At 60.0% G+C, this 26,004-nt stretch carries 24 protein-coding genes; 16 read left to right on the top strand and 8 right to left on the bottom strand.

Annotation, left to right across the window (positions count from 1 at the left end; genetic code table 11):
• Nucleotides 1-33: 33 nt before the first annotated feature.
• Complete coding sequence (gene mscL, locus CZ322_RS04575; RefSeq protein WP_026428418.1) at nt 34-417, top strand: large conductance mechanosensitive channel protein MscL; 384 nt, start codon at nt 34-36, stop codon at nt 415-417.
• Nucleotides 418-550: 133 nt separating this feature from the next.
• Here mscL and CZ322_RS04570 read toward each other — a convergent pair whose 3' ends face one another.
• The 6 genes from CZ322_RS04570 to CZ322_RS04545 all read right to left on the bottom strand — a co-directional run bounded on the left by CZ322_RS04570 (nt 551) and on the right by CZ322_RS04545 (nt 9,998).
• Nucleotides 551-952 (bottom strand): hypothetical protein, encoded by a 402-nt coding sequence (locus tag CZ322_RS04570; protein WP_087070404.1) that lies wholly within the window; start codon nt 950-952, stop codon nt 551-553.
• A gap of 10 nt (nt 953-962) precedes the next feature.
• Nucleotides 963-5,720, bottom strand: coding sequence for a hypothetical protein (locus CZ322_RS04565; protein WP_087070403.1), 4,758 nt, complete (start codon nt 5,718-5,720; stop codon nt 963-965).
• Nucleotides 5,721-5,789: 69 nt separating this feature from the next.
• Nucleotides 5,790-6,794, bottom strand: coding sequence for a PIG-L deacetylase family protein (locus CZ322_RS04560; protein WP_087070402.1), 1,005 nt, complete (start codon nt 6,792-6,794; stop codon nt 5,790-5,792).
• On the bottom strand, nt 6,791-8,119 hold the full coding sequence (locus CZ322_RS04555) for a glycosyltransferase (protein WP_087070401.1): 1,329 nt from the start codon (nt 8,117-8,119) through the stop codon (nt 6,791-6,793). Before CZ322_RS04555 ends, CZ322_RS04560 begins: the two co-directional genes overlap by 4 nt.
• Before the next feature lie 45 nt (nt 8,120-8,164).
• Nucleotides 8,165-8,713, bottom strand: a complete 549-nt coding sequence (locus CZ322_RS04550) for an RloB family protein (RefSeq protein WP_087070400.1) — start codon at nt 8,711-8,713, stop codon at nt 8,165-8,167.
• A complete protein-coding gene (locus CZ322_RS04545; RefSeq protein WP_159454998.1) occupies nt 8,706-9,998 on the bottom strand; it encodes an AAA family ATPase in 1,293 nt (430 codons plus the stop codon). The genes CZ322_RS04550 and CZ322_RS04545 overlap by 8 nt, the downstream gene beginning before the upstream one ends.
• Nucleotides 9,999-10,454: 456 nt before the next feature.
• Between CZ322_RS04545 and CZ322_RS04540 the strand changes: the two genes are divergently transcribed.
• The 9 genes from CZ322_RS04540 to CZ322_RS04500 are packed head-to-tail and all read left to right on the top strand — an operon-like array spanning nt 10,455 to nt 15,067.
• Entirely contained in the window at nt 10,455-11,297 is an 843-nt protein-coding gene (locus CZ322_RS04540; protein ID WP_087070398.1) for a tyrosine-type recombinase/integrase, read from the top strand.
• Nucleotides 11,294-12,139: a ParA family protein gene (locus CZ322_RS04535; protein ID WP_087070397.1), complete on the top strand. Its 846-nt coding sequence runs from the start codon at nt 11,294-11,296 to the stop codon at nt 12,137-12,139. Before CZ322_RS04540 ends, CZ322_RS04535 begins: the two co-directional genes overlap by 4 nt.
• On the top strand, nt 12,136-12,540 hold the full coding sequence (locus CZ322_RS04530) for a class I SAM-dependent methyltransferase (protein ID WP_087070396.1): 405 nt from the start codon (nt 12,136-12,138) through the stop codon (nt 12,538-12,540). The genes CZ322_RS04535 and CZ322_RS04530 overlap by 4 nt, the downstream gene beginning before the upstream one ends.
• Nucleotides 12,540-12,887: a hypothetical protein gene (locus CZ322_RS04525; protein WP_087070395.1), complete on the top strand. Its 348-nt coding sequence runs from the start codon at nt 12,540-12,542 to the stop codon at nt 12,885-12,887. Before CZ322_RS04530 ends, CZ322_RS04525 begins: the two co-directional genes overlap by 1 nt.
• A gap of 27 nt (nt 12,888-12,914) precedes the next feature.
• Nucleotides 12,915-13,454 (top strand): hypothetical protein, encoded by a 540-nt coding sequence (locus CZ322_RS04520; protein WP_087070394.1) that lies wholly within the window; start codon nt 12,915-12,917, stop codon nt 13,452-13,454.
• A complete protein-coding gene (locus tag CZ322_RS04515; RefSeq protein ID WP_087070393.1) occupies nt 13,455-13,823 on the top strand; it encodes a hypothetical protein in 369 nt (122 codons plus the stop codon). It abuts the gene before it with no gap.
• The gene (locus CZ322_RS04510; protein WP_143231850.1) at nt 13,820-14,047 is read left to right on the top strand and encodes a hypothetical protein; all 228 of its coding nucleotides are present in this window, start codon (nt 13,820-13,822) and stop codon (nt 14,045-14,047) included. The genes CZ322_RS04515 and CZ322_RS04510 overlap by 4 nt, the downstream gene beginning before the upstream one ends.
• Complete coding sequence (locus CZ322_RS04505; protein WP_087070391.1) at nt 14,040-14,246, top strand: hypothetical protein; 207 nt, start codon at nt 14,040-14,042, stop codon at nt 14,244-14,246. Before CZ322_RS04510 ends, CZ322_RS04505 begins: the two co-directional genes overlap by 8 nt.
• Nucleotides 14,243-15,067 carry a hypothetical protein gene (locus CZ322_RS04500; RefSeq protein ID WP_087070390.1) on the top strand — a complete coding sequence of 275 codons (825 nt, stop codon included), beginning with the start codon at nt 14,243-14,245 and terminating at the stop codon, nt 15,065-15,067. Before CZ322_RS04505 ends, CZ322_RS04500 begins: the two co-directional genes overlap by 4 nt.
• A gap of 105 nt (nt 15,068-15,172) precedes the next feature.
• Here CZ322_RS04500 and CZ322_RS04495 read toward each other — a convergent pair whose 3' ends face one another.
• Nucleotides 15,173-16,252 carry a RelA/SpoT domain-containing protein gene (locus CZ322_RS04495; RefSeq protein WP_087070389.1) on the bottom strand — a complete coding sequence of 360 codons (1,080 nt, stop codon included), beginning with the start codon at nt 16,250-16,252 and terminating at the stop codon, nt 15,173-15,175.
• A gap of 44 nt (nt 16,253-16,296) precedes the next feature.
• Here CZ322_RS04495 and CZ322_RS04490 point away from each other — a divergent pair, with 44 nt between their 5' ends.
• The 4 genes from CZ322_RS04490 to CZ322_RS04480 all read left to right on the top strand — a co-directional run bounded on the left by CZ322_RS04490 (nt 16,297) and on the right by CZ322_RS04480 (nt 23,207).
• A complete protein-coding gene (locus CZ322_RS04490) occupies nt 16,297-16,752 on the top strand; it encodes a Panacea domain-containing protein (protein WP_087070388.1) in 456 nt (151 codons plus the stop codon).
• Between the two features lie 239 nt (nt 16,753-16,991).
• Nucleotides 16,992-17,174: a hypothetical protein gene (locus CZ322_RS04485; protein WP_087070387.1), complete on the top strand. Its 183-nt coding sequence runs from the start codon at nt 16,992-16,994 to the stop codon at nt 17,172-17,174.
• 397 nt (nt 17,175-17,571) lie between these two features.
• Nucleotides 17,572-18,219 (top strand): hypothetical protein, encoded by a 648-nt coding sequence (locus CZ322_RS09995; RefSeq protein WP_159454997.1) that lies wholly within the window; start codon nt 17,572-17,574, stop codon nt 18,217-18,219.
• The gene (locus CZ322_RS04480; RefSeq protein ID WP_159454996.1) at nt 18,174-23,207 is read left to right on the top strand and encodes a helicase-related protein; all 5,034 of its coding nucleotides are present in this window, start codon (nt 18,174-18,176) and stop codon (nt 23,205-23,207) included. The genes CZ322_RS09995 and CZ322_RS04480 overlap by 46 nt, the downstream gene beginning before the upstream one ends.
• Before the next feature lie 66 nt (nt 23,208-23,273).
• On the opposite strand, the gene CZ322_RS04475 is transcribed toward CZ322_RS04480, so the two are convergent.
• Entirely contained in the window at nt 23,274-23,666 is a 393-nt protein-coding gene (locus CZ322_RS04475) for a hypothetical protein (protein WP_143231849.1), read from the bottom strand.
• 548 nt (nt 23,667-24,214) lie between these two features.
• On the opposite strand from CZ322_RS04475, the gene CZ322_RS10415 reads away from it, so the two are divergent.
• Together CZ322_RS10415 and CZ322_RS04465 are read left to right on the top strand one after the other, a co-directional pair.
• A complete protein-coding gene (locus CZ322_RS10415) occupies nt 24,215-24,640 on the top strand; it encodes a MobC family plasmid mobilization relaxosome protein (RefSeq protein ID WP_087070384.1) in 426 nt (141 codons plus the stop codon).
• Nucleotides 24,597-26,000 carry a relaxase/mobilization nuclease domain-containing protein gene (locus CZ322_RS04465; protein WP_159454994.1) on the top strand — a complete coding sequence of 468 codons (1,404 nt, stop codon included), beginning with the start codon at nt 24,597-24,599 and terminating at the stop codon, nt 25,998-26,000. Before CZ322_RS10415 ends, CZ322_RS04465 begins: the two co-directional genes overlap by 44 nt.
• Nucleotides 26,001-26,004: the final 4 nt, after the last annotated feature.

Raw genomic sequence — 26,004 nt, 5'->3', positions numbered from 1 at the left:
GTCCCGGTGGCGCTCCGCGCGAAAGGATGGAAGGTGCTCGCGGGTTTCAAGAAATTCATTATGCAGGGTAACGTCATGGACCTCGCCGTCGGTGTTATCGTCGGCGCGGCTTTCTCAGCCGTGGTGAAGTCCCTGACGGACCATATTCTCATGCCGCTTATCGCCGCAATTTTCGGGCAGCCGAATTTTGACGGTAATTTTGTGTGGCACCTGGGTGGGGGCGAAATCCAATTCGGGAGCTTCCTCACCGCGGTGGTCAATTTCTTCATCGTGGCTTTCGCGCTGTACTTCTTCCTGGTACTCCCCATGAATAAGATGCGTGAACGCCACGCCAAGCCGGCCGCGGAGGCCCCGGAAGATCCCCAGCTCATCCTCCTCAAGGAGATCCGTGATGAGCTGCGTGCCAAGCGCGACTAATCTGCGCGATTGATGTGCCCGACTAATCGGCGCGACTCACCGCTCGAATACGTGCGGTTCTGAACTCGCGCGGTTCTGAGCGGGTGCGGGGCTTCGCTGTTTTCCGGAGTCCGCTACCGCTCAGAGCTTGCATTTAGAGCTTGCCGAAGTGGGGCGGGCGCTCGTCAAGAATGCTCTGTTCGTGAGCGGTGCGCGCCACGATATCCCGCATGCGAATATCACGTGCGGATACGGCCGCGTCCCGGGGTGCCACGGTAGTGGCCCCCAGGGCGTTCTTTTTTAACGCGGATTTTTTGGTGGGCGTATCCGGGTGCGGTAGGGTCGCTCCCCCGTCCCCGCGCGCGAGGCGCTGGAGGGCTTCGGCGGCATCCTTGAGTTCGCCACTTTCCACCCGCCGGGCATCTACCTCGGAGAGGCGCACCACCGCCCGGTGGACGCGTGCTGCCTGCTGAGCACCATCCCCCTGGCCGCTATCTGCCACCTGGCTGTTATCTACCACCCGGTGGGTGCGTGCGGAATGTGCCTTGCTCGCCACGGCCGCGCGCCTAATCCTGGGCCAGGCCGGAGCGGCGCACCACGTTACCGAGCACCGCATCGGCCTGGGCCAGGCCGGAGCGGCGCACCACATTACCGAGCACCGCATCGGCCTGGGGCCCGCGGCGGCGAATATCAAGTTCGCTCCGCAGTTCTTCCACCAGCTGTTCCGAGCTACGAGCCACCCCATCGGAGGCAATCCAGGCCACCATGTCATCAAGCTGATCATCCGAGTAGGCGGCCAGCGGCAGGCCCGGCCGCACCGCGGGTTTCTTCCCTCGGGCTCGCCGCGATGCTTCCGGATCCGGCGCGGAAGTTCCGGCCTGTGCACTGCCGGCCGCGTTACCCGGGGCCGGAGTGTGCGTACTCGAAGTGTTATCCGCGCCGGCTTCGCCCTGCTGAGCTTCCGCGCCTTCCGTGCTTTCCGCGTCAGCAACGCCCGGCATTCCGGCGCCCGGCACGCCCGCGGCACCCGATGCACCCGACGCGCCAGCGTCCCCAGCAGCACCCGCCGCAGCAACATCCGCTTCATCCACCGCATCCGCGACGTCCGCCCCAAATGCGGGGGTGTCTTCGGCCCGGTGGCGCGCGGCGGCCTCATCGCGGCGCACCACCCGCACGAGCGCTTCAATACGGTCCGCCTCAGATTCCGGATCAAGGAAAATCGACGAGGAGAAGGTTTGGACCACCTTCCAGCCCAAATCCTCGAGCATCTCGACCCGGTAGCGGTCCCGGCGGCGCAGCGATGGTTCGGCAACGTAATCGGCGTCGTCGGTCAGAACAGCCACCCGCCAATCGCCTTCGTGTTCGGCAACAACCAGGGGGATGCGCAAGCCGGCGTCGTAGCCGTAGTAGAGGGCGGTGAAAAGCCCGCGCCCGCGCAGGCGCGCGGCCAGGTCGAAGAGCAGCGGGCTGGCCTTGGCCACGTCCTCGTCCGCACCGATGAGTAGTTCTTCCCGGGCGGCCGTCTCCAGCAGGGTGGCTAGGAGCCGGGGGGCCGCCCCGGAAAGATCATCCACCCCGATATCGCCGGGGCCCAGGGAAGAAATGACACTCATATAGCGGCTGGGAACCAGGAGTGCCTCGCTCAGGTAGCGCGCGCCTTCCGCTTCGGTAAGCGGGCCGAAAGTATGAAGCACCCGGCCGTGGACCGTCTTGCCGAAGCCCACCGAGAAAATAACCCGGTCGCGCCGCAGCCCGCTCGCACCGGTAATATCCACCACCGGCACCAGGCTGGACGCGGATTCGCCCGCCTCGGCCAGGGCCGGGCTATTCGCGATGGTGCGTTCCACCGCCGCCCGCACATGCACGGCATGCAAACGCGAAATCGTAATAACCGCGAGGGATTCTTCCGGGCGGGTGAGGAGGTGATCCACCACCGCATCCACCACCGCGTCCACTTCCGCGCTGGGGGCTTCCACCATCCCGGTATTCGGGGAGGGGACCCCGCGCCCGTCCACCACCTGCAGGCGGTCCGCCCGGCGCACCCGCCCTGCCGGAGCGGCGCGGTCGGCGTCGTCGTACCCGAGGGTGCGCAAGCAGGCGAGGGCAAGATCATCGTGATGCGCACGGAACGTGGGAAGTTCGCACACCGGAAGCGCATCGGCCAGGGCCGCGAGTGCGCTATCCGCGCCCGCCCGCGCCACGTCACCGAGGACGACGAGCTGCGAGCCGCGCGCCATGAGGGCGACCACCGCGGCGAGCGGAATATCCTCGATACCGTCCAGAATCACCACATCCGCCCAGGGCAGGGTGGGGATGAGCTCCGGGACCAGAGCCGGGGGCACCACCCATACGGGGCGGGCCGCCTGGACCAGCGCGGTTGCTGAAGCGGCCACGTCGGCCAGCGCGCTCACGCCGGCGCGGGCCAGGTAGCGGTCCACCGCCACGGTTTCTTCGCGCTGCTTGCGGGCCACCGATTGCATATGGGTGATCGCGGCGCGCAGCACCGGCCCGGGCAGGCTCTCCACGTGTTCGCGATCCAGGTCCCGCACCGTGTGTACGAGCATGGCCAGCTGTTGCGGCCCGGCCTGGGCCAGCACGGTATTCCGGGCGATGAGCTGCTCGAACACAGAGTTGGTGTAGGCCAGGTCGAGTTCGGCGGCCACCGCTTCCCCGCTCACTTCGCGGCGGGCCATATCGCGGGCGAAATCTCCCAGGCCGCTGTCCTCAAGGTCGTGGAGCAGGTCGATGCGGCGCGGCTGGGAATCAAGCACCCGGCGCTGGGAGACCAGGGTGCGCACCAGGGCCAGCACGTTTTCGATGGGTTCGCGGCGCAGGCCGGCACGGTGCGGGAGGAATTCTTCGAGTTCACGCACCTGCCCGTCCACTTCCGCGGCGGTGGCCCGGATCATCGTCATGCCCTCGGGGAGGGTGGGCCAATCGCTTTCCGCGCTGTAGCGGCGCCAAATATCGCGCTGGCGCGCCACTTCGCTCAGGGCCGCGTGCATATCCGCCACCCGGATCCCGGGGCGCACAAAATCGCGGGCCTGCTTGGTCAGGGCGCGGCGCTGGGCACGTTTCATGCTTTCGCCGTGCTCGGCGCGCCATTCATCGCTCGCGGTGGCGATCACCATATCGGCAACTGAGCGCTCATACACGGCGGGTTTGAAGACCTCGAGGGTATCGGCGATCCCTTCGAGCATCTTGATTTGTTCCATCCACTGAGCCAGGGTCTTCGGGCGGGCCAGGCCGGTCTCCCCGGCCACCCGCTGGGATTGCTCCATAACCAGGGGAAGGGTTTCGGTGGCCATGCGGGTCACGGTGGAGAAGGCGCGGGCGGCGTCGTCCTCCGTGCGCACCTGCGCGCGCAACCATTCCGAATTCCCGCCCCCGCTAAAAGCCCCGGCGCGGCTCGCCTCCGCGAGCCGTTCGAGCACCGCCTCGCGATCCTCACGTACCCGGGCCGCGGCGGTGGCATCCAGGCGCACCTTCGTGGCCGGGCCCTGGGGCTGGGCGGCGAGCTCAGCCAAATGCTCAAGCACGTCATATACCGAGGTATTCCACACCGGATCGACGGCGTGCAGGGCGTTCACGTAGCCGCGCAGGCTGCGGCGCGCCGCCTTGAGATCGCGGCGCACGGCCAGGGTGCGTTCTTCGTCGATCTGCGGGAACTTTTGGCGCAGGCCCTGGCGCAGCCGCAAAGCCGCGCCGTTAATATCAGAAAGATCAATGAGTAGTTCACCTACGCCGAGCTCAGCGGCCCGCGCGGTCACCGCAGCGCGCCGCGCCCGGGTGCCGGGAATATAGAGGACGGAGCGGCTGGATGCGGCTGCGTCCGCGGCAATCGCGACCAGGGTGGTCACGTCCGCGCTTCCCGGCGGGGTATCGATCACGACGTCGCGGCCAGTTGCCACGGCTTCCACCGCGGCAAGTTCAGCCACATCCAAATCGCCCACCCCGCGTTCGCCTTCGGGGGCCCGGTCACGTTTTTCGGCCGGCGGGAGCGGGGCGCTGGTGAGCTGGTGGGTTCCGCGATCCCCGGCAATCGCCGCGAGCACCCCGGAACGAATCATGACCGGGCGCAGCAGCTCCGCGTCGGTAATCGCGCGCGCGGCCGGATCGGCAAACATGCCCAGCAGCACCTGCGGGCGGTAGGAAGCCCCGGGCAGGTAGAGATGCGATAGACGCCGCACCCGGGTAATAAGTTCATCTTCGGTGGCCCGCTCCACCCGGGTGAGCTGGGCCAATTCGCGCACCGGGGCGCCGTGCTGGCGCAGTGCGCTCACAATATCCGGATTGACGGACAGGGCCGGGGTGGTTTGGATAAGGGCATCGGTGCCTACATCCTCCACCTGCAGCAGGCGGTACACAATCGGCACGCTAACTTCGCGCACCTGCCGGGTTTCTTCGCTGTTTTGAGTGGCGGCTTGCGCGGTGCTTTGCCCGGCAGCTTCCGAGGCGGCTTGGGTGGCGGGTTGCTCGAGCGACTCCTCGAATCCGGCCGACCCCTCCCCGAGGGCTGCCTCTGCACCGTTCGAGCCAGAACCGCCGGCCGCCGCGTGAACAGCGGCTTCCTCCGCGTAGGCCCGCATCGCTTCCGGGTCGAGCTTGAGTTCGCCGGTGTCCTCATAGCCGGGCTCCAGCTCATCACTGGGCCGGCGCGGCGGGAGCTCCGTCCACGTCAGATTGCCGCTGGCCAGCTGAATCGGGGCGTACCCGTATTCTTCCGCGGCGCGCGCCACCTGGTCCCGCAGGGTACGCCAGGTAGCGAGGGCCTCCTGCTGGCTGCGCTCCTCCCGAATAAGCGAGGTGAGGCGGGTGGGCGCCCCGGAAGAAAACTGTGCTCCCCCGGTCGGGTGCGGATGGGTGAGATCAATACATACCCGCGCGGCCAGATTCTCCGCCGCGCGCTCGGCCCGCGCGGCCAGCTCCTCCTGCCAGGCCGCATAGGCCCGCGACACGAGCTCTTCGCGCTGCGGGGCGGGTAGCGGCGCGGGATGGTCCTCCGCTTCCGCTCCACTACTGTCACTTTCAGTTCCGTGTTGCACAGCTGCGGTTTCCGAGGCACCGTGCGGTGCGACGCCGCTAGCGCCGGCCTGCGGTGCCTGCTGAGCTGGAGTGGCGGAATGTCCGGCGGCTTCCGCGCTGGCGGCGGACTCGGCAGGGGCCGGGGCCGGTGAGGAAGCGACGGGCGTATCCTGCCCGGGTTCCGCGGGGTCACGGTCGCCCGCGGGCAGCGCGGCGGCCTCGGGAACCGCGGCGGTATCACGAGAAAGAGATTCACGAGCCGAATGCCGGCGAGATGAGCGTCTGAAGAGAGGAGTCACAACCTTAACGCTACTCAGGTCCGGCGTAAAAGTCCCTATGCGCGCCGCAATAAGCCAAAAATTACGCCCTTATTCCGCCACCGGCGTGGAAGACTGGGGCATGCTAGCGGCACGCGCGGAAGAATCCACAGCGGGGAACGACGGCGCCCACTCGGCCGGGCACAATCCCGGCCAGAGCGGAAGCTCCTGGAGCTGGCCGCCCACGTGCCGGATAAGCAGCTGCGGGGCGGGTTCGGAGTCGGGCGCAGGGCCCAGTGCCGGGGCGCCGGCTCCCGCGGCGCCAATAACCGGCAAGCCGGCAAGCCCAGGATCCGCACGATCAACTACGGTCAGCTGGGAGGCATAGCAGCGCAGCGCCGCCACCACGGTGGCTTCATGAGCCCGGGCGTTGCGGTAGCACCATCCGGCCTGCCCGGGAGTGGATGCCAGCTCGAGTACCGGAATTCCGCTCACCCGGCCTAGGGCGCGAGCCAGGTGATGCACCCGGACGTGGTCGGGGTGGCCGTAGCTTGCTGCGGCGTCGTACCCAATAATGACGGTGGGCCGCACGTGCGCGAGGAGTGCCCGCGCATCTGCGATTTCTTCGCTCAGGTCCGCGCGGGAAAAGGCGCGCGGTCCGGCGCTGGGCGCGGGGCCGGCGACCCCGGGTGCGATCCAGGCCATCCCGGAATCGCGGTAGCGGCGCGGCGCGGCGCCGGGTGCGAGGGCGGGCACGGTGCCGAGCCAGAAGCCGTCCGTAACCCCGAGGATGGCGCGCGCTCGAGTGATTTCCGCTTCGCGCCGGGCAACGAGTTCGGCCTCCCCCGCCCCGGCGGGCAGGGTCCCGGGAACCGCTTCGCCTTCTTCGCCGCGGGTGCACGTGAGGATGCTGACGCGATGCCCGGCGGCGGTGAGGAGCGCAGTGAGGCCGCCGGCTTGGATCGCTTCGTCGTCCGGGTGGGCGTGGAGGAAAAGGGTGCGGGCGAAGAGCGGGTCGCCGGGGTCCCAGGTGTAGTGGATCGCGTTGGTGCCCGCGCGGGTCTGACTGCTGGTGCGCGCGTCAGTGTGCGCGTTGGTTCCGCCGGCGGTGCTCATGCGTTCCTCCCGAGTGTGCGGTAGGCGGCGGCGTAATCGCGCGCGACCGCGTCCCAGGTGCGCGATTCGGCGAAGGCGCGCCCCGCGGCGCCGTGCCGAGCCCGCAAATCCGGATCGTCCAGGTAGGCCCGCACCGCGCCGGCCCATTCGCGCGGCTCGCGGCTGCGGCACAGGGTGCCCGTCACGCCGCCGTGCACCGATTCGGGAATCCCGGAGGAATCCCAGGCCACCACAGGGGTGCCGCAAGCGGCAGCTTCCACGTTGATAATCCCAAAAGTTTCCGAGAAAGAGGGGTTGAGGAGGAGCTGCGCGTGGGCGAGGAAGGCCGCGAGGCCGGTGCGTGGGAGCGGCCCGATGCAGCGGACGTCACTTTCCATTCCGGTTTCTGTTACGACGGCGCGCAAGTGGTCCTCGTAGCCGGCGAAGTCATCGGAGGCCGCCCCGGCAATAACGAGGAGCGGGCGGGTGCCGGCGGGCAGCTCCGCGAGCGCGCGAATCGCTAAATCCGGGGCTTTCAGGGGTTGGAGGCGGGCGGCGAAGAAAACGTAGTCCCTCCCTCCGGTCACCTCGGTGACGCAGTCGGGCGCGGCATCGCGCGTGGCACCGGGAGCAGCGGCCGGTGAGGCGGCAACGACTCCGCCAGCGCGGGCCGGGTGGAACATCTCAATATCCACGCCCGGATGCGCGATCTCGACCGGGCAGGGCGGGGTGCCGTAGCGCTGCGCGATCATCTCTTTTTCCGCTTGGGATACCGCAATAATGAGGTCTGATTCGCGCACGCAGCGCGCCTCGCCGGGCACCCGCCCGGAGGATTCCGCGGGTTCGCCGTCGGCAAGATTTTGGCCTTCCCGCGCAGCTACCGAATGGAAAGACTGCACGTGAGGGCGCCCGGTTTCCTGGGCGACGGGCAGGCAGGCCACGCCCGCGAACCAGTGGTGGGAGTGGATAAGATCGACGCCGCTGCCGTGCTCGGCCATCCACCGGCGAAATTCCACTGTGAAAGGGGCGATGAGGCCATCGGTGTGGCTTTTCGCCACGGGGTGGCGCGGGCCAGCCGGTAAGAAGAATGCACGTACGCCCGGCATGACCTCATGCATATAGGGTTGGCCGGGTTCGCTGGCGCGGGTGACCAGATCGACCCGGTGCCCGGCGCGGGCGAGGGCCTGGGCGGTATTGGTCACCACCACGTTGAGGCCGCCGGCATCGGCGGATCCGGGAGTGGCCAGTGGGGAGGTATGCACCGAGGTCATAGCGATATGGAGCGGGGCAGGCGCGCCGTCGTTCCTATCCGGTTCCTGTGCGTGGTGCGTATTTCCCAAGGTCATTCCCCCAGCCTACCCGGGAATTACGCCCCAAAGGTACATGCGCTTTTACGTGGAGGCGAGGATGCTCAACAGTTCCCCGACTCGACTCGATGGATTCAGCCCTACCTCTCCGTTCTGTTTGTCCGCACTTTTCGCTCTCTCGTAGGCATCTCGCCACGACCCAACCGGAAAAGTGCTAGGTACGCTCTTACCATCAAGGTGGGGAACGAGCTTCTTCTCAAGCTCACCTGGGCGTACGTGTGCGAAATGATCCGCAATATGCCACCACAACCAGATCTCGAAACAAGGATTCGAGACGAAAACTTCGAAACCTTCTTCTTGAGCTTCCTTCACGACAGCCTGCAGCGTTGGATGCTGGTCCGTATCCATGACAAGACAAATATGCTGATACTTTCCCGAGTGCCCGGCGATGGAGATAGCCTTATCTAATACTCGCCTAGGTTCACCTCCACCGGACACAATTTTGAGAGTAACTGCCCGATTGTCACGTATCAGCTGCTGGAACAAACCGAAGTACTCGACCTCCGTTACTGAGCCTTCGGTAACAATCAGGTAGCTCTCACGCAGACGCCGTTGGGGACGTTTTCTAACCATCACCGTGACCGCCGATCATTTTCCGGAACAGCCAGGGTTCAAGTAACGGCGTAGCGCCTAAACGGCCCGACATATACAAGCTGGCCATATCAGTGCCAGGCTTCACGTCAGGGAAATCGGCCACGGAGAAAAGATCAGTAGCACCCTCATTATTTTTTTCCGTCAGCCATACCTGTCCCGGCATCAAGTCGGTACCAGATTCGTGCGAGAGGAAATAAGGGTTATGGCTCGTGAAAATGATCTGACCACCATTGGTATTCAGCTCTGGATCCTGGAAAGCAGCAATGAGCTCAGTTGCCAACATGGGATGCAAACTCGCGTCAATCTCATCCACGCATACAACTTTTCCCGTACGCAAAGCTTCGACAGCTAAACTCCCTAACGCGAGCCAGGATGTGGTACCGAGGGATTCTTGTTCAGCGGCGAAGGTGATTGAATCCTTCGCACCCTTATGGGAAAAACGCAGAGCTAAAGCGAATTGTTTAACTAGTTCAGCCGTGATTTCCTCATCCTGGTGTTCCTCGGGAATCAGCTTCTTGAACATATCCAGTAATTCGGGCGGGAATTCCCTCGACTCAACACTAATATCGTCAATCCCCACATCAGCGACCTTTGCCAAGCTGGCATAGAGCCGCCGCTTGGCAATATTTTTAGAAAGGTCGCTGGTGAGCTTATGAACCTGCAGATCATAATCGGAGTTACCTACGCGATACATGAGTAATTCTCTGCCGATTGTGCGTGCGAGGTCGGCTAAAACCTTGGCACCAAGAACAGCGGCGCGCGAAAGAACCAGCTCACGGGGTGAAACCTCATTGATCTTCCCCACCCGCGTGGGGTGAACCTTATGCCCGCGCACGTCCCGATCAATAAGCGTTGTGGCGCGAGTCGAGTAATAGGCCCGTAATTCTTCGCGAACAATCGCTCTCTCATTGAGCGTGAAGCTATAGACGTAGCGAATACCATCCGTCACGAAATCAATCCACAACGAGGTATCCGCGTTCCGTTTCTCCGGGTCCAGTGCAAAAGGAGGCACGGGCAACTTATCGGCACTAGCCCAGGAGCGTGCGGAATTGTAAACAGCGTCTCGAATGAAGTTAAGTGCCTCCAGCACGGTGCTCTTGCCCGAAGCGTTGGCACCGTAAATCGCGGCGCATGGCCATACGTGCTCACGCCACAATTCACCTTCGGGTGGAATGTTATGCCGCAACGAAGGGCGGAGGAGGGACAGCTCCCATTCATCACGCAAACTTCTAAAGTTAGCGCCGCCAACACCGAGGAGTATCATAAAGACCATTCTAGTGTCGAAATACGTGCAAATACAGAATCAATATGCATTTTGCGTATTTTCAGACATGAAATGCCCAGCGAAACTGTTTCATAGTTCAATCGCAGAGTGGGGCTATAAGCCGCAGAGTGAACTGCTGCCGGTAGCCGACCTGAAAACACGAAAATTCCCGCGTCACAGGCAGACCTATGACGCGGGACATCCCACTGTGCCCCCGAAAGGATTCGAACCTTCGACCTACCGCTTACTTCACGGTTTTAACGATCAGCACAGTAGTAATTCTCACGCATCTTCTATCGCGTAAATTTTTTCGCTAAATGCCAGCGAGTCCGGCAACTAACCACCAGCCAGCAAGTCCGGCAACTGACTAACTGCCAGCCAGTACGGCAATAAAAACACCCCTCACCTGCACAGTCGCAAAGACCACGGGGAACCGCTGGCTTTTACAGTTTCACCATGAATCAAGAAAACGCGCAAATCTGCGCCAAATGGGAGACCGCGATGACCGCCCAAAACCTCAGCAAAAACACCATCAAAGAACGCATCCGCACCGTCACCGCGTTCGGACGCGACATGGAAGTCAACGTCCTCGACGCCACCACCGACACCATCCTCGAATGGATCGCCAAAAAGCCCACAGCCCACACCAAATGGAGCTACTTCCGCTCCCTCAAAGCCTTCTACGTATGGCTACACAACATGGAAATCCGAATCAAAAACCCTTTGACCAATGTCCCCTCCCCGAAATGCCCCAAATGCAAACCCCGCCCCGTAGCCGACGCACACATCACGCGAGTGCTCTCCGGGCATCTCCACAAGCGCACCCGGGCCATGATCTTGCTCGCCGCTTTCGCCGGCCTTCGCATTCATGAGATCGCGAAAATACACGGCTCAGACTACGACCCGGAAACCGGGCAGCTCACAATTATTGGCAAAGGCCAGCAAATGGCAATTGTCCCGCTCCACCCAGCACTCCAAGAATTCTTCGCCGGCATGCCCCGTGACGGGTGGTGGTTCCCCTCCTACAAATACCCCGACGAGCACCTCAAAAGCCGCTCCGTCGGCCGAACCATCTCAGACACTTTTGAGCGCCACGGAATCAACATGACCGCCCACCAGTTGCGGCACTCCTTCGGCACTGACCTTGTCGCCAACGGCGTGGACATCCGAATCGTCCAGACCTTGATGCGCCACGAAAGCATCCAATCCACCGTTATATACGTGGCCGTTAGTGACACCCAACAACGCCAGGCACTCACAACCCTAAACGTCCCACAACCCGAAAAGGAGCAAGCATGATCATCGCGACCTGTAACCAAAAAGGCGGCGTCGGTAAAACGACCATCGCCACCAACCTCGCACACCGCATCGCCCGCACCTCCAGTGCTCGCGTGCTGCTGGTGGATGCCGATCCACAAGGGAGCGCGACGACGACGCTTGGCGTCGAAGTAGATGCCGACACGCTCACGCTCAATGACGTGCTCGCCGCGGTGGTCGCCGGCGCACCACCCGAAACCGCACGCCAAGCAATACTGGAAGTGCCTGGCTGGGGTATTGATCTCCTCCCCGCCGATAGAGCTTTGTGGGATCGGGAAAACGACACCACTTTGGGCCGGGAATATAGGCTCAAGGCAATCCTCGCGCCCCTAAGCGATGTCTACGACGTGACCGTGGTGGACTGCCCGCCCTCGCTGGGGATGTTGACGACCGGGGCGCTCGTCGCCGCAGACACCGCGTTGATCGTGACCACAGCGCGGGAAACCGCCTGCGATGGCGTCGCCGAGATGATCACAACCATCGCCACTATTAAATCTCTATATAACCCGGCTCTTGAGCTTGCGGGCATTCTCGTGAACTCCTACCAGCAAGGACGCCTCGACACGAAACGGTGGTTGACCGAGCTAGAAGCCACCTACGGCGACTACCTGCTCGCTCGGTATATGCCGATGAGGGAAGCATTCCCCCACACCGCAACCAACCACACACCCATCGGCGACGCCGACGCGCTGATTGAGGAAGCATTCAAGACCCTACAAACTTCTCTCGCCGGCAACGCCAGCACTCGGGCACCCGCCGGACTTGCCAGCGGTGCCGAACCCGCCAGCACGGCCAGCCATGACGACACGGAGGCTTGCTCATGAAACCCGCCCTCGACCTCACCTGCGGCGCGCGCATGATGTGGGTAAACAAGCACGACGAGCGCGTCATCTACTGCGACATTCGGGCCGAGACCCACCAGCTTTGCGACGGGCGCACCCTCACAATCAACCCCGACCAAAAGGAAGATTTCCGCAACCTTACGTTCCCCGATGAGTCGTTCTATCTGGTTGTCTTCGACCCACCCCACCTCAACCACCTAGGACACACATCCTGGTTGGCGAAGAAATACGGGCACCTCGCACCCTCCTGGGAAGACGACATCAGGGCCGGATTCGAGCAAGCCTTCCGCGTCCTACGCCCAGGCGGCGTCGCACGGGTCGTCAAGCACTTAGACAAGATCAAAAACGCTTACGAAACAGCCATGGGAACGGAAGAACAGTAATGAAAAAGCCAGACACAAGCGCATTAAAGACGCTCAAGAAAGCACCCATCACCAACCCAGTCGTCGCTGCCAGCACCGAGACACCCGCCGTACCAGCCGGCAACGCCAGCAATGCCGGCAACACGACACCCGCCAGCACGTCAAGCAAACGCGGGGTAGAGAAAGTGAAAATCACCCTCCGCCTACCCCGCGAAACCGCCGACATCATCCGCGGAGCATGGCTCGCCGACGTCGCCACCGGCAACAGAATCTCCCTATCCGAATGGGCAACCACCATCATCACCGACCACATCAACCCGAACGTGACACCCGTCCCGGCAGGTGCCACCCCTAAAGGAATCATCTAACCCACAACCCCAAGATTGGAGACACCCATGTATTTCCTCAACCCAACCTCCCAACTGACCACCCAGGATGTGCGTCAAGCGGTACGTAATCTCGTCATCGACACCGGCCTTGCTGAGATCGAGAAGCACGGCATCCCCGATAGTGCCCACGATGTTGAGGACACGACCGGGAAACTCGCACACGACGCCGACACAGTTTTCGATGCCTGGGTATCCAGCATCATCGAGGCCACCCGCCGACACCTCGCCAACGAAATCACCGAAACCCTCGCGAGCGGAAACCACAAGCGGATGAAGCAAGCCGAACGTTACAGCTCGGAATACAAGGAATGCCTAGCACGGGCAGAAACGGCCCTCGAATGCGATAACCAAGAACTCGCCGACGAAGCACGCTGTGACGCTACACAAGCCTGGGGTAAGCACATGTACCACAAGGCTCAAGCCCTCCTTTGCATCGAGCATTGCTGCCGGATCAGCGACCTCCGGCACTTCACCCCCACTCTCGATGACGTGGAAAAAGAAGACAACCCGATCATCGTCGTCACAGACACGGACGGAGACGAATAAATGACCCCCACACCAGAGCAGATTATCGCGGCCACCCGCGAACACTTCGCAAAACAAATGCTTGATCTTCTTTTCCGTATGGGACGGGAATATGACCGGGAAGCCAGCGCTGCTTATGAAAGCCACTCTGAGGCTTGCAGGGAAGCTGAATATGCCCACGAACACGGTCTTTCAGAGCTTGAATATGACGCCTGGGGAAGATCACGCGACGCATACACACGCTACGAGCACGCGCGGGGCATGGATCACGCGTGCGGGAAACACCGGATCTATATTCGGGAATTCCTGGACAAGGTTCCTACTCTGGCCGAAATCGGTATCCCAGATGCACGGCCGGCCGAAGAATGCTCCGGAGGGGCGAAGAAATGATGCAAGAAGAAAACCTTGCCAGCCATGCCGGCAACGAGACACCCGCCGGCAATGCCAGCAACGCCGGCGCAGCCGTACCCGCCAGCAACGCGGGCATGGATCGCAATGCGGGCTGGAACATGCTCACCAGCTTCATGAACCGCATGAAAGAAAAAGAACAAAACGGCACCTGGCAAAGCTACCGAAACACCAACGCCGACGACGAGGAGGAAGAGGATGGGTAACAACATTTACCCCGGAATCAAAACCGCCTACTGCTACACCTGCAAGAAACCCTTGCACTACCTCGGCATCGCCGCACACCGCGCCCTCCATCACCGCGACCGCGGTATCGACTGCACCATCCGCTACACCCACGGCGATGTCTACACCTGGAAATACTCCCAACCCAAAAACCAACAAACAGAAAAGGAAGCCTCATGAGCATGAACACCGGCCCCCTGGACGAGGGCACCATCATTTTCAAGAAAATCAGCGAAGACGAAATCGGCATCACCGGCGTCGACCTCACCCCCGGCAGCCAGGCCGCTGTCACAACCAAAAACGGCGATACTGTCACTGTCTTGGTTGGTGAGATCATCGACGAACACCAAGGAATCCGCACCGCAACATTCGAGTGGATCGAAGAAGACCCCACCGAGGGCCTCGAGCCAGGCCAAGCAATCTACCGCAAAGACCAACACCTCGGCCAATACATTATTGTCGGGCGAGACCTCACAGAGGGCGCTACCGCAACCGTGATCACCAAAAACGGCACACGCCATGAGGTAACAGTGGGGGAAATCCAAGCCGACGACGGCACCGTCCAATCCGCGCTCTACAAGCGTAACTACCCTCCCATCCCGGACGGGCAAGCAATCTACCGGCACAATCCCGACACCGACGAATACTTCATCGAAGGCCCCGGCCTCGAAGAAGGCAAAGACGTCACCGTGACAACGAAGACCGGGAAAACACATACCGTCACGGTCGATGACGTCATCGCCGTCACGGAGGAAGGCACCGTGCTTGCCACCTATATCAAACACAAGCCAAGCGATGCGGAGCTAACCAAGGGCGGGCGGTGTATCTTCCGAGAAATCGACGGAACCTGGTTCGTCATCGGCCAAAACCTCACCATCGGGCAAAACGCACGAGTATCAACCCGCAAAGGCACCCAGACCGTGAAGATCACGGCGATCACGAAAGAAGAAGAAGGGATCCAGACTGCTCGCTACACGTGGCCGAAAAAGAAGAAAAAATAAGCACCCATAAACACAAGACTCCCAGCCCTAGCGTTGTATCTAGCGTTAGGGCTGGGAGTTTTTACGTGCATGACACGGCTCTGGGCATCCTCGCTCCGGTATATCCTATGCCTGCCTACAGCGGCCAAGGTTGTCAATGAAATCGCTTAGGTTTGTTGAGTAATTAGGGAACGCGGCATGTAGGTACTCGGTGCTTGTGGCGTAGACGAGTACCGTGTCGCGTCGCCCGGAAAACACGTCTTCTTCTTCGTTCTGGTTATACCAATCAATAGCCTGGCTAATGTCACTGCTCGAGAAAGGCGAAGCGTACAAAACCTGTTCTTCTCGGTCATATTCGAGAAGATAAAGGTTAGGGCCAAGAGCGCCAAAAGCCTTCCCGATGCTCTGGAAAGTTGCATCTGTTGCATCTACAAGGTCACCGCAAATCTGCTTGGAGCACTTCAAAGCATCAAGTTCGCGTTTGAGCGCTTCCCGACCATTGGGAACATTAGATGCTAGCGGGCGGTCTTCCTCAAGAGCGAAAAGGGCCGAGGCCAGCTGGAAAAATCGCCTTATATCTTCGTAGGAAGCTCGCGATCCTGCCAGTTTTTCAGGGCTCTTGTAATCCTGGCCGTATATCGCGCTTGCTGCTTCGACTCCCGTTGCCCACGAGTGCTGGAGTCTCGTCCTGATCTGGATTTCCACTCGAGAAGGTAATGGTTCACCAGGTACGACGACGATTATGTGGCATGAGCGGTAGCCACTGTCTTGTGGGCAAGCAATATAGTCTTTGACCCCGCGGGATTTTTTCACATCCAAGCGGCGCCGCACTTCCTCCACGACAAGGTCTACTTGCTCGCAGGTTTCCACGATAAGCCGGCACCCGCCTATGTCGTCCATGGAGCCGAGTTTGAGGTTGGTGTTCTTGCGTGAGAGTTTCTTGAGAATCGAGCTGATTCGCTTCAATCGGAAAGTCACGAGCGAGTGCGGGATAAGTGTGGATATTTGTTGTAGTTCCTCAAACACAGTACGTGTAGGCTCTATTTGCATGGCACGCCATGCTTGCACGAGTCGGAAGTATTCCTGAATCTCCTCGTCTTCTCCCACGCGAGCAAGGTCTCCACCGTGTGCGACGTACGCCTGCGCTAAGGCTTTTCCGGCTTTGTTAGCTTCACCCCTGGATATAGGCCGCACACTGTCTTGCATGGTAGAATCATAGCAATTACGGATATGAGGCAAAAGGAGGCGAGATGGCTAAAATTGAAGATGTAGCAGCGCAGATTCTTGAGCGTTGCGGGCGTATGACCACCATGAAATTGCAAAAGCTTACGTTCTATTGCCAGGCCGCATATCTCGCTCAAACGGGATCTCCTATTTTTGAAGAAGATTTTCGTGCCTGGGTGAACGGCCCGGTTTCTCCGGAGTTATTCAGCAAGCACCGCGGTAAGTTCTTCATTTACCCCGGCGAGCTAACCAGTCAAGCCGGCACACTATCCGCTGACGCACTGGCCGTTATTGACGGCGTTTGCGATGAACTCGGTGACTTGACCGCGAATGCTTTGGTCGAAAAGACTCACGGTGAGCAGCCGTGGCTTGATGCCCGGCAAGGCTGTGACCCACAGTCCCACTCCCAGGAGATCATCTCCAAAGAGTCAATCAAGGCTTACTACCGTACACATCCAGTCGTCGAATCCTTGCTGGTTTAGCGCTCATACTCGGTTGAGGGGGGCAGCGCTCTGCTGCCCCCCTTCAACTTTGTGGGGCGCTGCCCCACACCCCGCCAGGGGCACCCGTGCCCCCAGACCCCCCACGGGCCGGCCTTGCCCCGCAGGGGCAGGCCGATAAAAAACACCACCCAATACGATCACCACACAAGAACCCACCCTAAGAAAATGAAGCACGCCGCGACTCCCACACGCCCCACCCACCGTGGCATCATGGAAATATGGATATGAGCATGTTCGCGGGCCTTAAAGACACCGGCCCAAAAGACGTACACTTTAACTGTCCGGGCCTCCTTGCCAAGAAGCTGCAAATCCTTGCAGTCATCAAGGAAACAACCCTGACCGCCCTGATTGTTACTGCCCTGGAAAACTACCTCGAAGAGATAGAAAACCAAGAACAGTAACTGTTGAGGCTGGCTGGTAATGGAAGCAGCCCACCTCACACACTGGGCGACCATATTGGATGGCCGCGAGCTGGAGAACGCGCGACTTAGAAGCCCGGCCCTCCAATAATTTTTCCTTTTGTTTTGAGCCGACCCCTTGAGGCACAAAAATGGCGCCACCCCTTGGGTGGCGCCACCCCTATTTAATCCACCCCCTCATCCTCAAGGACAACAATGGACAACAGCCCGAAAAACACTTCCACACCAAAACAAGCGTATGGAGATATGGATATACCGCCATATGGAGGGTATTCTGGGAACCGGAAAGCCAGTAAAAGGCGCAAGGTGACGCCTGCGCCTAGCCAGCTTGCTTTTGACTTAGACGCTCTCATGGGGCTAACACAAGAAAGGAACAACGATGTTGATCGACCCGAGGGACGCCGGCGAACCACTCCAGACGAGGGAAGTGTGGAGGCGCTGGGCGCTAAACAATCCGAGCGAGTGGGACGTGGCCCGCAAATTCTTCCTCGAGATGGAGACGTATCTACCCCCGAACTACTACCCGAACGCCGAGGTAGAGACGTGGGAACTCTTCCCACTGGATTGGGACTGGATAGGAGTGGACGTGCCTTACGAGTTTCTGACCGATCAGGAGAATTACGAGGAGCTGTACGTCCCGCGGATGAAGGAAACCTTGACCGAGGCACTACTGCGAGTATTCCGGCGCGGTCTGGTGGTGCGGATCGAGGGATTGACGATGACCTTGGACGATTTGATCAGGGAAGGCTTCTGGATCGAGTCCTACCAAGTGGCACACGTCCCCCTGGAGAAAGTGACGGGGAAGCCGAGATCGGGCGAACCGGCGCTCTTCCATCTGGCCTGGCAGGCAATGGAGGATACGGGCAAGATGCGAGGGGAGATCATCGACATGTTCACCTCGATGCAGTCGATGAAATCAACCCCGGATCGCAAGTGTCCGGCCTGGGTGGCCCAGTGGCAAGCCCAGAACCCGCCAATCGAATGGGAGAACCCGACAACGCCCTCCGAGATCGAGGAGTGCTGGTAGACCCACCTCATCTACGCACGCGGCCACAAGATACGATCACGGGCGTGCGTGCCCGCGTGTCCGCTAATATTCGGGCGCTCGAGCTAGCCGAGCAGGGCGGGCTAACCGAGCGTGACCTCGAGCAGGTCGCGCTCTTTAGTGGGTGGGGTGGTCTTGGAGAAGTCTTCGACGAAACCAAAACACAGTGGAGCGCCGCACGCGCCCGCCTCCACGATCTTCTCGGGCAGGAGGGCTATAAGGCTGCGCGGCGAAGCGTCGTCAATGCCCACTACACGCACATTGAATATGTCACGGCTATTTGGGATGCACTCAAAGGTGCCGGCGTTGAAAGCGGTGCGGGACTCGAGCCGGGGTGTGGTATCGGGCATTTCATCGCCCACGCACCCAACAACCTCACCATGACCGGCATCGAGCTTGACAGCACGGCTGCACGCCTGGCCCAGCTCCTCGCTCCCAGCGACACCATCCGCCCTGAAGGCTTCGAAACTACCACGCTCCCGCCTGTTTTTGATGTGGCGGTAGGTAACGTGCCCTTCGCTGACGTCGCACTATTCGACCCGGCCCATAACCCGGGCCGGCACTCGATGCACAACCACTTCATCATCAAATCCTTGGATCTGCTCAAGCCTGGCGGGTATGCGGCGCTCATCACCTCCACCTACACCCTAGACGCAAAAAACCCGGCTGCACGCCGCGACCTGTATGAGCGCGCAGACCTAGTTGCCGCTATACGTTTACCTAATGGTGCTCACAGTGAGGCTGCCGGAACAAGCGTTGCTAGCGACCTGTTGATCTTCCGCAAACGCACCCCAGGCGATACCCCGCAAGAGTTCACGTGGGAACACACCCACCCCGTGCGCCTACCCCGTAAAGACGGAAGTACTGCGACGTTTGCGCTCAATAACTATTTCCTTGACCACCCGGCCAATCTTCTTGGCGAGCTTGAAGCCGGGAGCGGGATGGGTGGGCGCGACGTGCTCACTGTACAACAAGGTAAGAAGACGCCCGCCGACGTCGCTAGTGATCTCAGTGCTGCTCTCACCCGCGTATTTACTGATCTGCCCGAGCGTCTTGCATATAGCCCGCAGGTTATTGAGATCGACGCCGAAACGCTCTCCGCCCCGCTCGAGGAGGGCATGGTTGCTGGTTCTTTGCGTCCCACTCCTCAAGGCATGGAACGCCTCGCCGCTAGCGGGGAGTGGGAGAGCGTGCGCCTAGCGAAGAAATACGTAACAGAGACCCACCGCTTATATGAGCTGTTCACGCTTGTCTCTAGGCTTGTTAGCGCCGAAGAAACCGCCCCGGCCGCCGACGTCGGACTCGAGGTACTACGCACCCAAACCCGCACCGCCTATGAAACCTATGTGGCAGAATATGGCGCACTGAATCGGAATACGAAAAGCATCCGAATAGATAAAAACGGCGAAGAAGTCTTGCGGGTGACCTACCCGCAAGCCGTCCGAGTCTTGAAGAAAGACCCCCGCCACGCGTTACTGTTTGCTCTCGAGAAATGGGATGACGAGACAGAGCGCGCCACCCCCGCCGATATTCTCTCCTCGCGCCAGCTTTATGCGCCCTATACGCCTAAAGGCGCACAAACGACCCGCGAAGCGCTTGCGATGAGCCTGGAGCAAACCGGCGGTATCGACCTGCCCTACATGCACTACCTCCTAGGCTTCCGAGAAGAAGTTATTGGCGGTCAGCTCATCGAGGAGGGCCTAGCATTCCTCGACCCCGAAACCGGCGCTCTTACCCGCGCCCCCGAATATCTCTCGGGCAACGTACGTGAAAAACTTGCCGCGGCGCGCTCTGCTACTCAAACCGACCCCCAATACGCGCCAAATGTTGAGGCGTTGGAGAAAGTCATGCCTGAGCCTATTGACTTCACCGACATCACCCCGAGTATTGGAGCGAGCTGGATCCCGATCCGCGACTATCAGCAATTCCTGCGCGAACTGCTTGATGACGGCCGCCCGAGCCTCACGCTCACGAAGGACGGCGCATACTCCGTGAACTTGAGTGGTGCCCAGTCCCGCTCTTATGAGCAAGAAACACGGTGGGGTACAACAAGCATGCGGGCCTCTGACATCTTCACCAAGCTTTTGAACGCGAACACTATTGAGGTCACATATACCGATCCCGATAACAAAAACCGGAAACTAGTGGATATGGCGGCCACGGCCGCGGCCGTGGCGAAAGGCAAAGAAATCGAAGACCACTTCAAAGAATGGGTCTTCGCTGACGCCACCCGCACCGAGCGCCTCGTCCAAATCTACAACGAGCGCTTCAACTCGCTAGTGGGCCGCGATTACACCGACATCGGTAGTGGCCTCACCCTACCCGGTCTGTCTTCCTCAATCCAGCTTTATGACCACCAAAAAACCGCTATCGCCCGCATGCTCTATGAACCCACGTGCGGGCTATTCCACGAGGTCGGAGCCGGGAAAACCCTGGCAATGGTCTGCGCGGTCATGGAACAACACCGACTCGGACTCGTCACCAAACCCCTCGTCGTCGTCCCGAACCATTTGGTGGGCCAATTCAGGAGCGAATGGCTAGCCGCCTACCCGGCCGCACGCCTGCTCACGCTCGAGAGTGAAGACATCTCCAAGGCCAATAAGGCTGAGTTTTTCGCCCGCGCAAGGATGGGTAATTGGGATGCGATCATCTGCTCCCACTATGCCTTCGGCCAGCTCCCCCTGGGTAAAGAAACCATCAAAGTCTACGAGCAGACCAAGCTCGACGAGACCCGTGCCCGTATTGCTTTCGAAGCCGCTCAATCCGGCGATGTCTCTATCTCGAAGCTGGAGAGCAAAATGCTTGAGAGCGAAGCGTCAATTAAGCGCGAGATCAACGACGCGGCCAGCCAGCACGATGATTCTCTGCTCTCGTTTGAGTCTCTCGGCGTCGACTATCTCGTCGTCGACGAAGCCCACGCCTACAAAAACCTGCCCGTCAAAGGCGCGGAGAAATTCGCGGGCCTGCTTGGCGGCACGTCTTCGCGTGCCCTCGACCTCGACATGATAATCAGCTACCTACGCTCCCAGGGAAGAGAGCGTATTTGTACGCTCGCAACCGCCACCCCGGTAGCGAACTCGATGGGCGAGATGTGGGTGATGATGCACTACCTACGCCCCGACATCTTGGCCGGTGCTGGCGTCGGGGACTTCACTGCCTGGGCGCGCCAGTTCGCCTCCGCCTCCACTGCGGTGGAAATGAACGCGGGCGGGGGCTATGTCGTCAAACAACGCTTCACAACCTTCAGTAACTTGCCGGAGCTGCTCTCGATGTGGCAGACGTTTGCCGACGTCAAGCTCACTAGCGAACTCGGCCTCAATCTTCCCGAGATTAAAACCCGTAGTGATGGGGAGCGGCGCGCCGAGACCCTGGAGATTGATTTGGGCGGCCCGATGGAAGAATTTCGGGAGCGCTTGGAGGAACGCGAAACCGCGATCAAAGCCGGCATGGTCAGCCCAACAGAAGACAACTATTTGTGCCTCACGAATGATGGGATCACGTTTGCGACCGACTACCGCCTGTTCACCGACAAGAACATCTCAGCGCTCAACGGCGTCGACACCGAGACTATTACCCACCAGAAAGTCGATGTGGTGGCTGACAATGTCTGCCGGGTGTGGAACGAGAACAAAGACAACGAGTATCTGGATGAGACCGGGGAAGTCTCGCCCACGCGCGGGGCCTTGCAGATTGTTTTCTGCGATAAAGGCACCCCAAAAACAGACGGCAGCTTCGACATGTACCACGAACTCAAGCGGCTCTTGGTCGAGAAAGGCGTGCCAGAGAGTGCTGTAGCCTTCGTTCATGAAGCGAAAAACACGCTTGAGCGCGACGCGCTCTACAAGCGCGCCCGCTCCGGCTCCATCCAAATATTAATTGGTTCGACCGAAAAACTCGGCACCGGTGCCAACATCCAAACCCGGGCGGTGGCTATCCATCATGTTGATGTGCCCTGGCGGCCGGCTGATCATATTCAAAGGAATGGGCGGGTCTTCCGCCAGAAAAACCAAAACAGTGAGGTCGCCGAATACCGCTACTGCACCCTGAAAAGTCTGGATACCATGAAGTGGCAGACCTTGGAGCGGAAAGCCGCGTTTATTGGCCAGGTCATGACCGGGAAATATACGGGCCGCACCATCGAAGATCTCGCCGAACGCCAGATGTCGTATGCGGAAACGAAAGCTATCGCCTCCGGAGACCAAATGCTCATGCGGTCGGTTGATTTGAAAAACCAGATCCAAGGCTTGAAGAATGAGCGGGCTGCTTGGCGCACAAAAAACGCCAACATCAGCTCAAACTTAAGGCTCTTAGGAACCACGGGTATGTTCCTGGATCGCTACGGTGAAGCACTCACTCGCATCCAAGAAACCCTCGCAAACCCGGCCACCCCGGTTATCAAGTTTGACGAACAGATCGTTACGGAGCGGAAAGCCGCCGCGGCGCGCCTCAATGATGCTCTGAGCGCGCTGCCAAGCTATATTTTCCGCACGGCCAGCTCGCGCGGGGGCGGGGCTATCTCGTGGAATCCGGTCTATAGCCTGCCTAAAATCGAGATCAACGGCGTAAAAATAGCGTTCGGTATCACGACATCATATTTAGGTAACGGGCACGGCCTTGTCGCCGTGCCGGCAGCGTTTGCTCAGCAGCTTGAATACTATCGGCGCTATTTTCCCGATAAAAGCGGCCTAGATATCTCGGTGGAGGTGCAGTTCAAAGGAACCACCATCCCGCGCCTGGACTACCACTATTTCGTTCGGCTGGAGAACATGATCGGCAAACTCGATGGTTTGCCTGAGAAGATGAAAGAATACCAAGCCAATATCGAACACGAAAAAATGCGCTACGGGAGCGAAACGGAGGAGCGCTGGTCAGGTGAGTCTAAACTTGCCACGCTGGAGGCAGAACTCAAAGAAATCACGGCCAGCCTGCGCGATGGTAAACGCAGCCAGCAGCAAACAATAAACCTATAAAAAGCAAGCCAAACGAGGCCCGTACCGCGCACATCGCGCGGTACGGGCCTTACCTTATAACTTCCGTTAGTCTTGCTGGAAGTGTTCACTCGAGCCGGTATTTTCACCCGCGCATCTATCGGCACGGTCGCACTGCCCTGCGGTATCCTCGCCGCTAATAGAGTCATTTTCCGTTTCAGTTTCACCGCCCGTGCCGGCGTTTTCCGTGCCCGCATTGCGGTATTTTTTGAGCAAAAGGCGGCGCTCATTATTATCAAGCGCGAACGCTTGCACGATCTGTTTGACCGGCAAACCTGACTCAACTAGTGCGCCGCGTAAGTCCACGAGCGTTGCTCGCAGCTCGCGCAATTCACCCAGCCTTTTCTCGAAATCCGAGACCGCACCGATGCGCTTTTCAAGCTTTGCGTAATCCGGAGCGATCAGCGGGCTGTCTTTCAAGGCCGCTATTTTCTTCCTCACCACAACCACCACTTCAATACCTGTCGGTGTGGCGTAAGTTCCCGAAACAAAATACTACCACCCACCACTCTTCCATCCCACGCGCCCCGCGCGCCCACCACCAACGCCACCACGTTTACCGCCGGAGTGCGTGTCATTTTTGTGACAAAAAATGAACCCACCCACCACCAAAAACGCTACCCGTCTACGTGCGCTGCCGGCGCTGGACTGCACCACTTTTCCGTCCATCCCACACCACAAAATAATGCTATAATGGCACGGCAGGCGCGCCACAATCATCTGACCGTCCAGGCTGCGTGTGGACATGAAATGTCCACACGCCATGCCACGCTTTGCGTGGCGCCAAGCTTCGCTTGGCTAGCGGAATACACGCCGCGGGCGTGCATCTTTCCCGCTGGCCAGGCCGGCTACCCCGTGAAAAACTTTTCACGGGGCGAGGAACAAAAGCCGCCCCTACGGGCCGTGACTTTAGTCCTAGCCGACCGGCTTAGCAAGCTTAGCATTTGAGGATACAACTGCGCTTGCCCGCCGCCGCGGGTTGATATAGTATGGGGACACCCAAACCCGTTAAGGAGGAAAGCGTGGAAGGCGCGCCATCCTCCGGGAGGAAGCGCCGTCTAGAGAAGCATCTCTATTTCGACGCTGAAGAATGGATGCGGGTGGAGGCGCGGATGCGCTCCCTGGGCCACACTAACTTTTCTGCGTTCACGCGCACATTATTGCTCGGCCGGCCGATACCAACGAGGCCAGACCGAGGCGCACAAGCGGAAGCACTCCTGAGAGAGCTGAACAGGCTAGGCGTGAACCTCAACCAAATCGCACGCAACGTGAACTCTGCTCATGTGGCGTCTTTTGAGCAGGTTGAGGCAGCCAGAAAACTCATGGAACAAAGCAGAACGCTTATAGAAAGATTCACCTCTGGAGGCGGCCGTGGCGGTGACGAAACTGACCCAGATCAAGACGACGCTGGGTAAGGCAGTGGACTATGTATGCCAGGCATACAAGACCAACGGGCATCTTCTTGTTTCTTCGAATGCGGGCCTGTCGTGGGTGCCTGAAGATATCACGAAAGGCTTCATGGCCACCCACGCCGAGGCATCGTTCCATAAGAGTGTTGGCCGGCCTGGGAGCGTTCTCGCCCACCACCTCATTCAATCTTTCAAGCCCGGAGAAGTAGATGCCAACGAGGCACACGACATCGGAATGGAATTGATTCACGAGCTGTTAGGAGACGCTCATGATTACGTAGTGGCAACGCATGTGGATAAAGACCACATCCACAACCACATCTTGTTTAATCCCGTCAATCGGGATACCTGGAAGCGCTGGCGGTGTCCGAAGACCCGTGTCTATGACATCCGCGAGCTATCCGACAAACTATGCCGTCAGCACGGTCTGTCAGTCATCAAGAACAGGCGCGGACACGGACGCGATAACAACATCGGTGACCTTTATGCCCAAGCGCGTGGCGACTCGCGTAAAGACGATCTGCGGCGCCTCATCGACGCCGCCATTAGCGAGACCGCTACCTGGGAGGGATTCCAAACCGAACTCGTCGCGCGCGGTATCAAAATGGAAACCAAAGGCCAACACGTCCTCTTCACGCTCCCTGGCACAAAACGCTCTATCCGCGGAGCAAAGCTCGGCGCACCCTACACCCCAGCCGCGCTACGCGCGCGCCTGGGGCGCACCCAGGTCTTCGAATACGTCGCCCAAAAACACCTCATCGACCACCGCGAGAACGGCACCATTGAGGTACTCCTTCCCGGCACCCGCGGCAGTCTCGCACTCGTACTCCCCGCCTCCGCTATCTCTGATAGCGGAGGCACATACCGGCTCTACATCGACGCCGGTGCCGAGCTAACCATCATCAACACGAAAGACTTTTCGTTCCACACCCAGATCACCCCACGGCAGCTCTATACGTTTTTCACTCTCCCCGTGAACGCACCCCCAGCTTTGATTGCGGGGAAGATACCGCGCGGGAAAACACCGGCCCAGCGCGCCTACTTCGCCGCCATCGACAACGAATGCGAGAAGCTACGAGCACGGGCAGACACGGTGAACCTGACGGCCCGCGCAGTTCGCATGGGCACAAGCGAGCTAGTCGACTACCGCGATGAGCTTCGCCTTGAGCGCGATAACCTGATCGAGAAAAACGCCTCCCTCGTTATCGAACGCCAAAGCATTCTCGATGAAGGGAAGTCGAGTGAGGTGGTTGATCGGAAGATCGATCGCACTACCACCCGCATCCAGGCTCTCGAGACCGCACTCAAACGAATCGACCAACGCACCCAAACCCAAACCAGGATCCAAGGAAAGGAACTCTCATGAGTAT

The sequence above is a fragment of the Actinotignum timonense genome, from assembly GCF_900155575.1.
Classification (GTDB): Bacteria; Actinomycetota; Actinomycetes; order Actinomycetales; family Actinomycetaceae; genus Actinotignum; species Actinotignum timonense.
This window is presented reverse-complemented; position numbering and strand designations above follow the sequence as displayed.

Bases quoted from the DNA above. Each gene is read 5' to 3' on its own strand.
- CZ322_RS04560 (WP_087070402.1), bottom strand. From the start codon at position 6,794: ATGAGCACCGCCGGCGGAACCAACGCGCACACTGACGCGCGCACCAGC.
- CZ322_RS04555 (WP_087070401.1), bottom strand. From the start codon at position 8,119: ATGACCTTGGGAAATACGCACCACGCACAGGAACCGGATAGGAACGAC.
- CZ322_RS04550 (WP_087070400.1), bottom strand. From the start codon at position 8,713: ATGGTTAGAAAACGTCCCCAACGGCGTCTGCGTGAGAGCTACCTGATT.
- CZ322_RS04545 (WP_159454998.1), bottom strand. From the start codon at position 9,998: ATGATACTCCTCGGTGTTGGCGGCGCTAACTTTAGAAGTTTGCGTGAT.
- CZ322_RS04540 (WP_087070398.1), top strand. From the start codon at position 10,455: ATGAATCAAGAAAACGCGCAAATCTGCGCCAAATGGGAGACCGCGATG.
- CZ322_RS04535 (WP_087070397.1), top strand. From the start codon at position 11,294: ATGATCATCGCGACCTGTAACCAAAAAGGCGGCGTCGGTAAAACGACC.
- CZ322_RS04530 (WP_087070396.1), top strand. From the start codon at position 12,136: ATGAAACCCGCCCTCGACCTCACCTGCGGCGCGCGCATGATGTGGGTA.
- CZ322_RS04525 (WP_087070395.1), top strand. From the start codon at position 12,540: ATGAAAAAGCCAGACACAAGCGCATTAAAGACGCTCAAGAAAGCACCC.
- CZ322_RS04520 (WP_087070394.1), top strand. From the start codon at position 12,915: ATGTATTTCCTCAACCCAACCTCCCAACTGACCACCCAGGATGTGCGT.
- CZ322_RS04515 (WP_087070393.1), top strand. From the start codon at position 13,455: ATGACCCCCACACCAGAGCAGATTATCGCGGCCACCCGCGAACACTTC.
- CZ322_RS04510 (WP_143231850.1), top strand. From the start codon at position 13,820: ATGATGCAAGAAGAAAACCTTGCCAGCCATGCCGGCAACGAGACACCC.
- CZ322_RS04505 (WP_087070391.1), top strand. From the start codon at position 14,040: ATGGGTAACAACATTTACCCCGGAATCAAAACCGCCTACTGCTACACC.
- CZ322_RS04500 (WP_087070390.1), top strand. From the start codon at position 14,243: ATGAGCATGAACACCGGCCCCCTGGACGAGGGCACCATCATTTTCAAG.
- CZ322_RS04495 (WP_087070389.1), bottom strand. From the start codon at position 16,252: ATGCAAGACAGTGTGCGGCCTATATCCAGGGGTGAAGCTAACAAAGCC.
- CZ322_RS04490 (WP_087070388.1), top strand. From the start codon at position 16,297: ATGGCTAAAATTGAAGATGTAGCAGCGCAGATTCTTGAGCGTTGCGGG.
- CZ322_RS04485 (WP_087070387.1), top strand. From the start codon at position 16,992: ATGGATATGAGCATGTTCGCGGGCCTTAAAGACACCGGCCCAAAAGAC.
- CZ322_RS09995 (WP_159454997.1), top strand. From the start codon at position 17,572: ATGTTGATCGACCCGAGGGACGCCGGCGAACCACTCCAGACGAGGGAA.
- CZ322_RS04480 (WP_159454996.1), top strand. From the start codon at position 18,174: ATGGGAGAACCCGACAACGCCCTCCGAGATCGAGGAGTGCTGGTAGAC.
- CZ322_RS10415 (WP_087070384.1), top strand. From the start codon at position 24,215: ATGGGGACACCCAAACCCGTTAAGGAGGAAAGCGTGGAAGGCGCGCCA.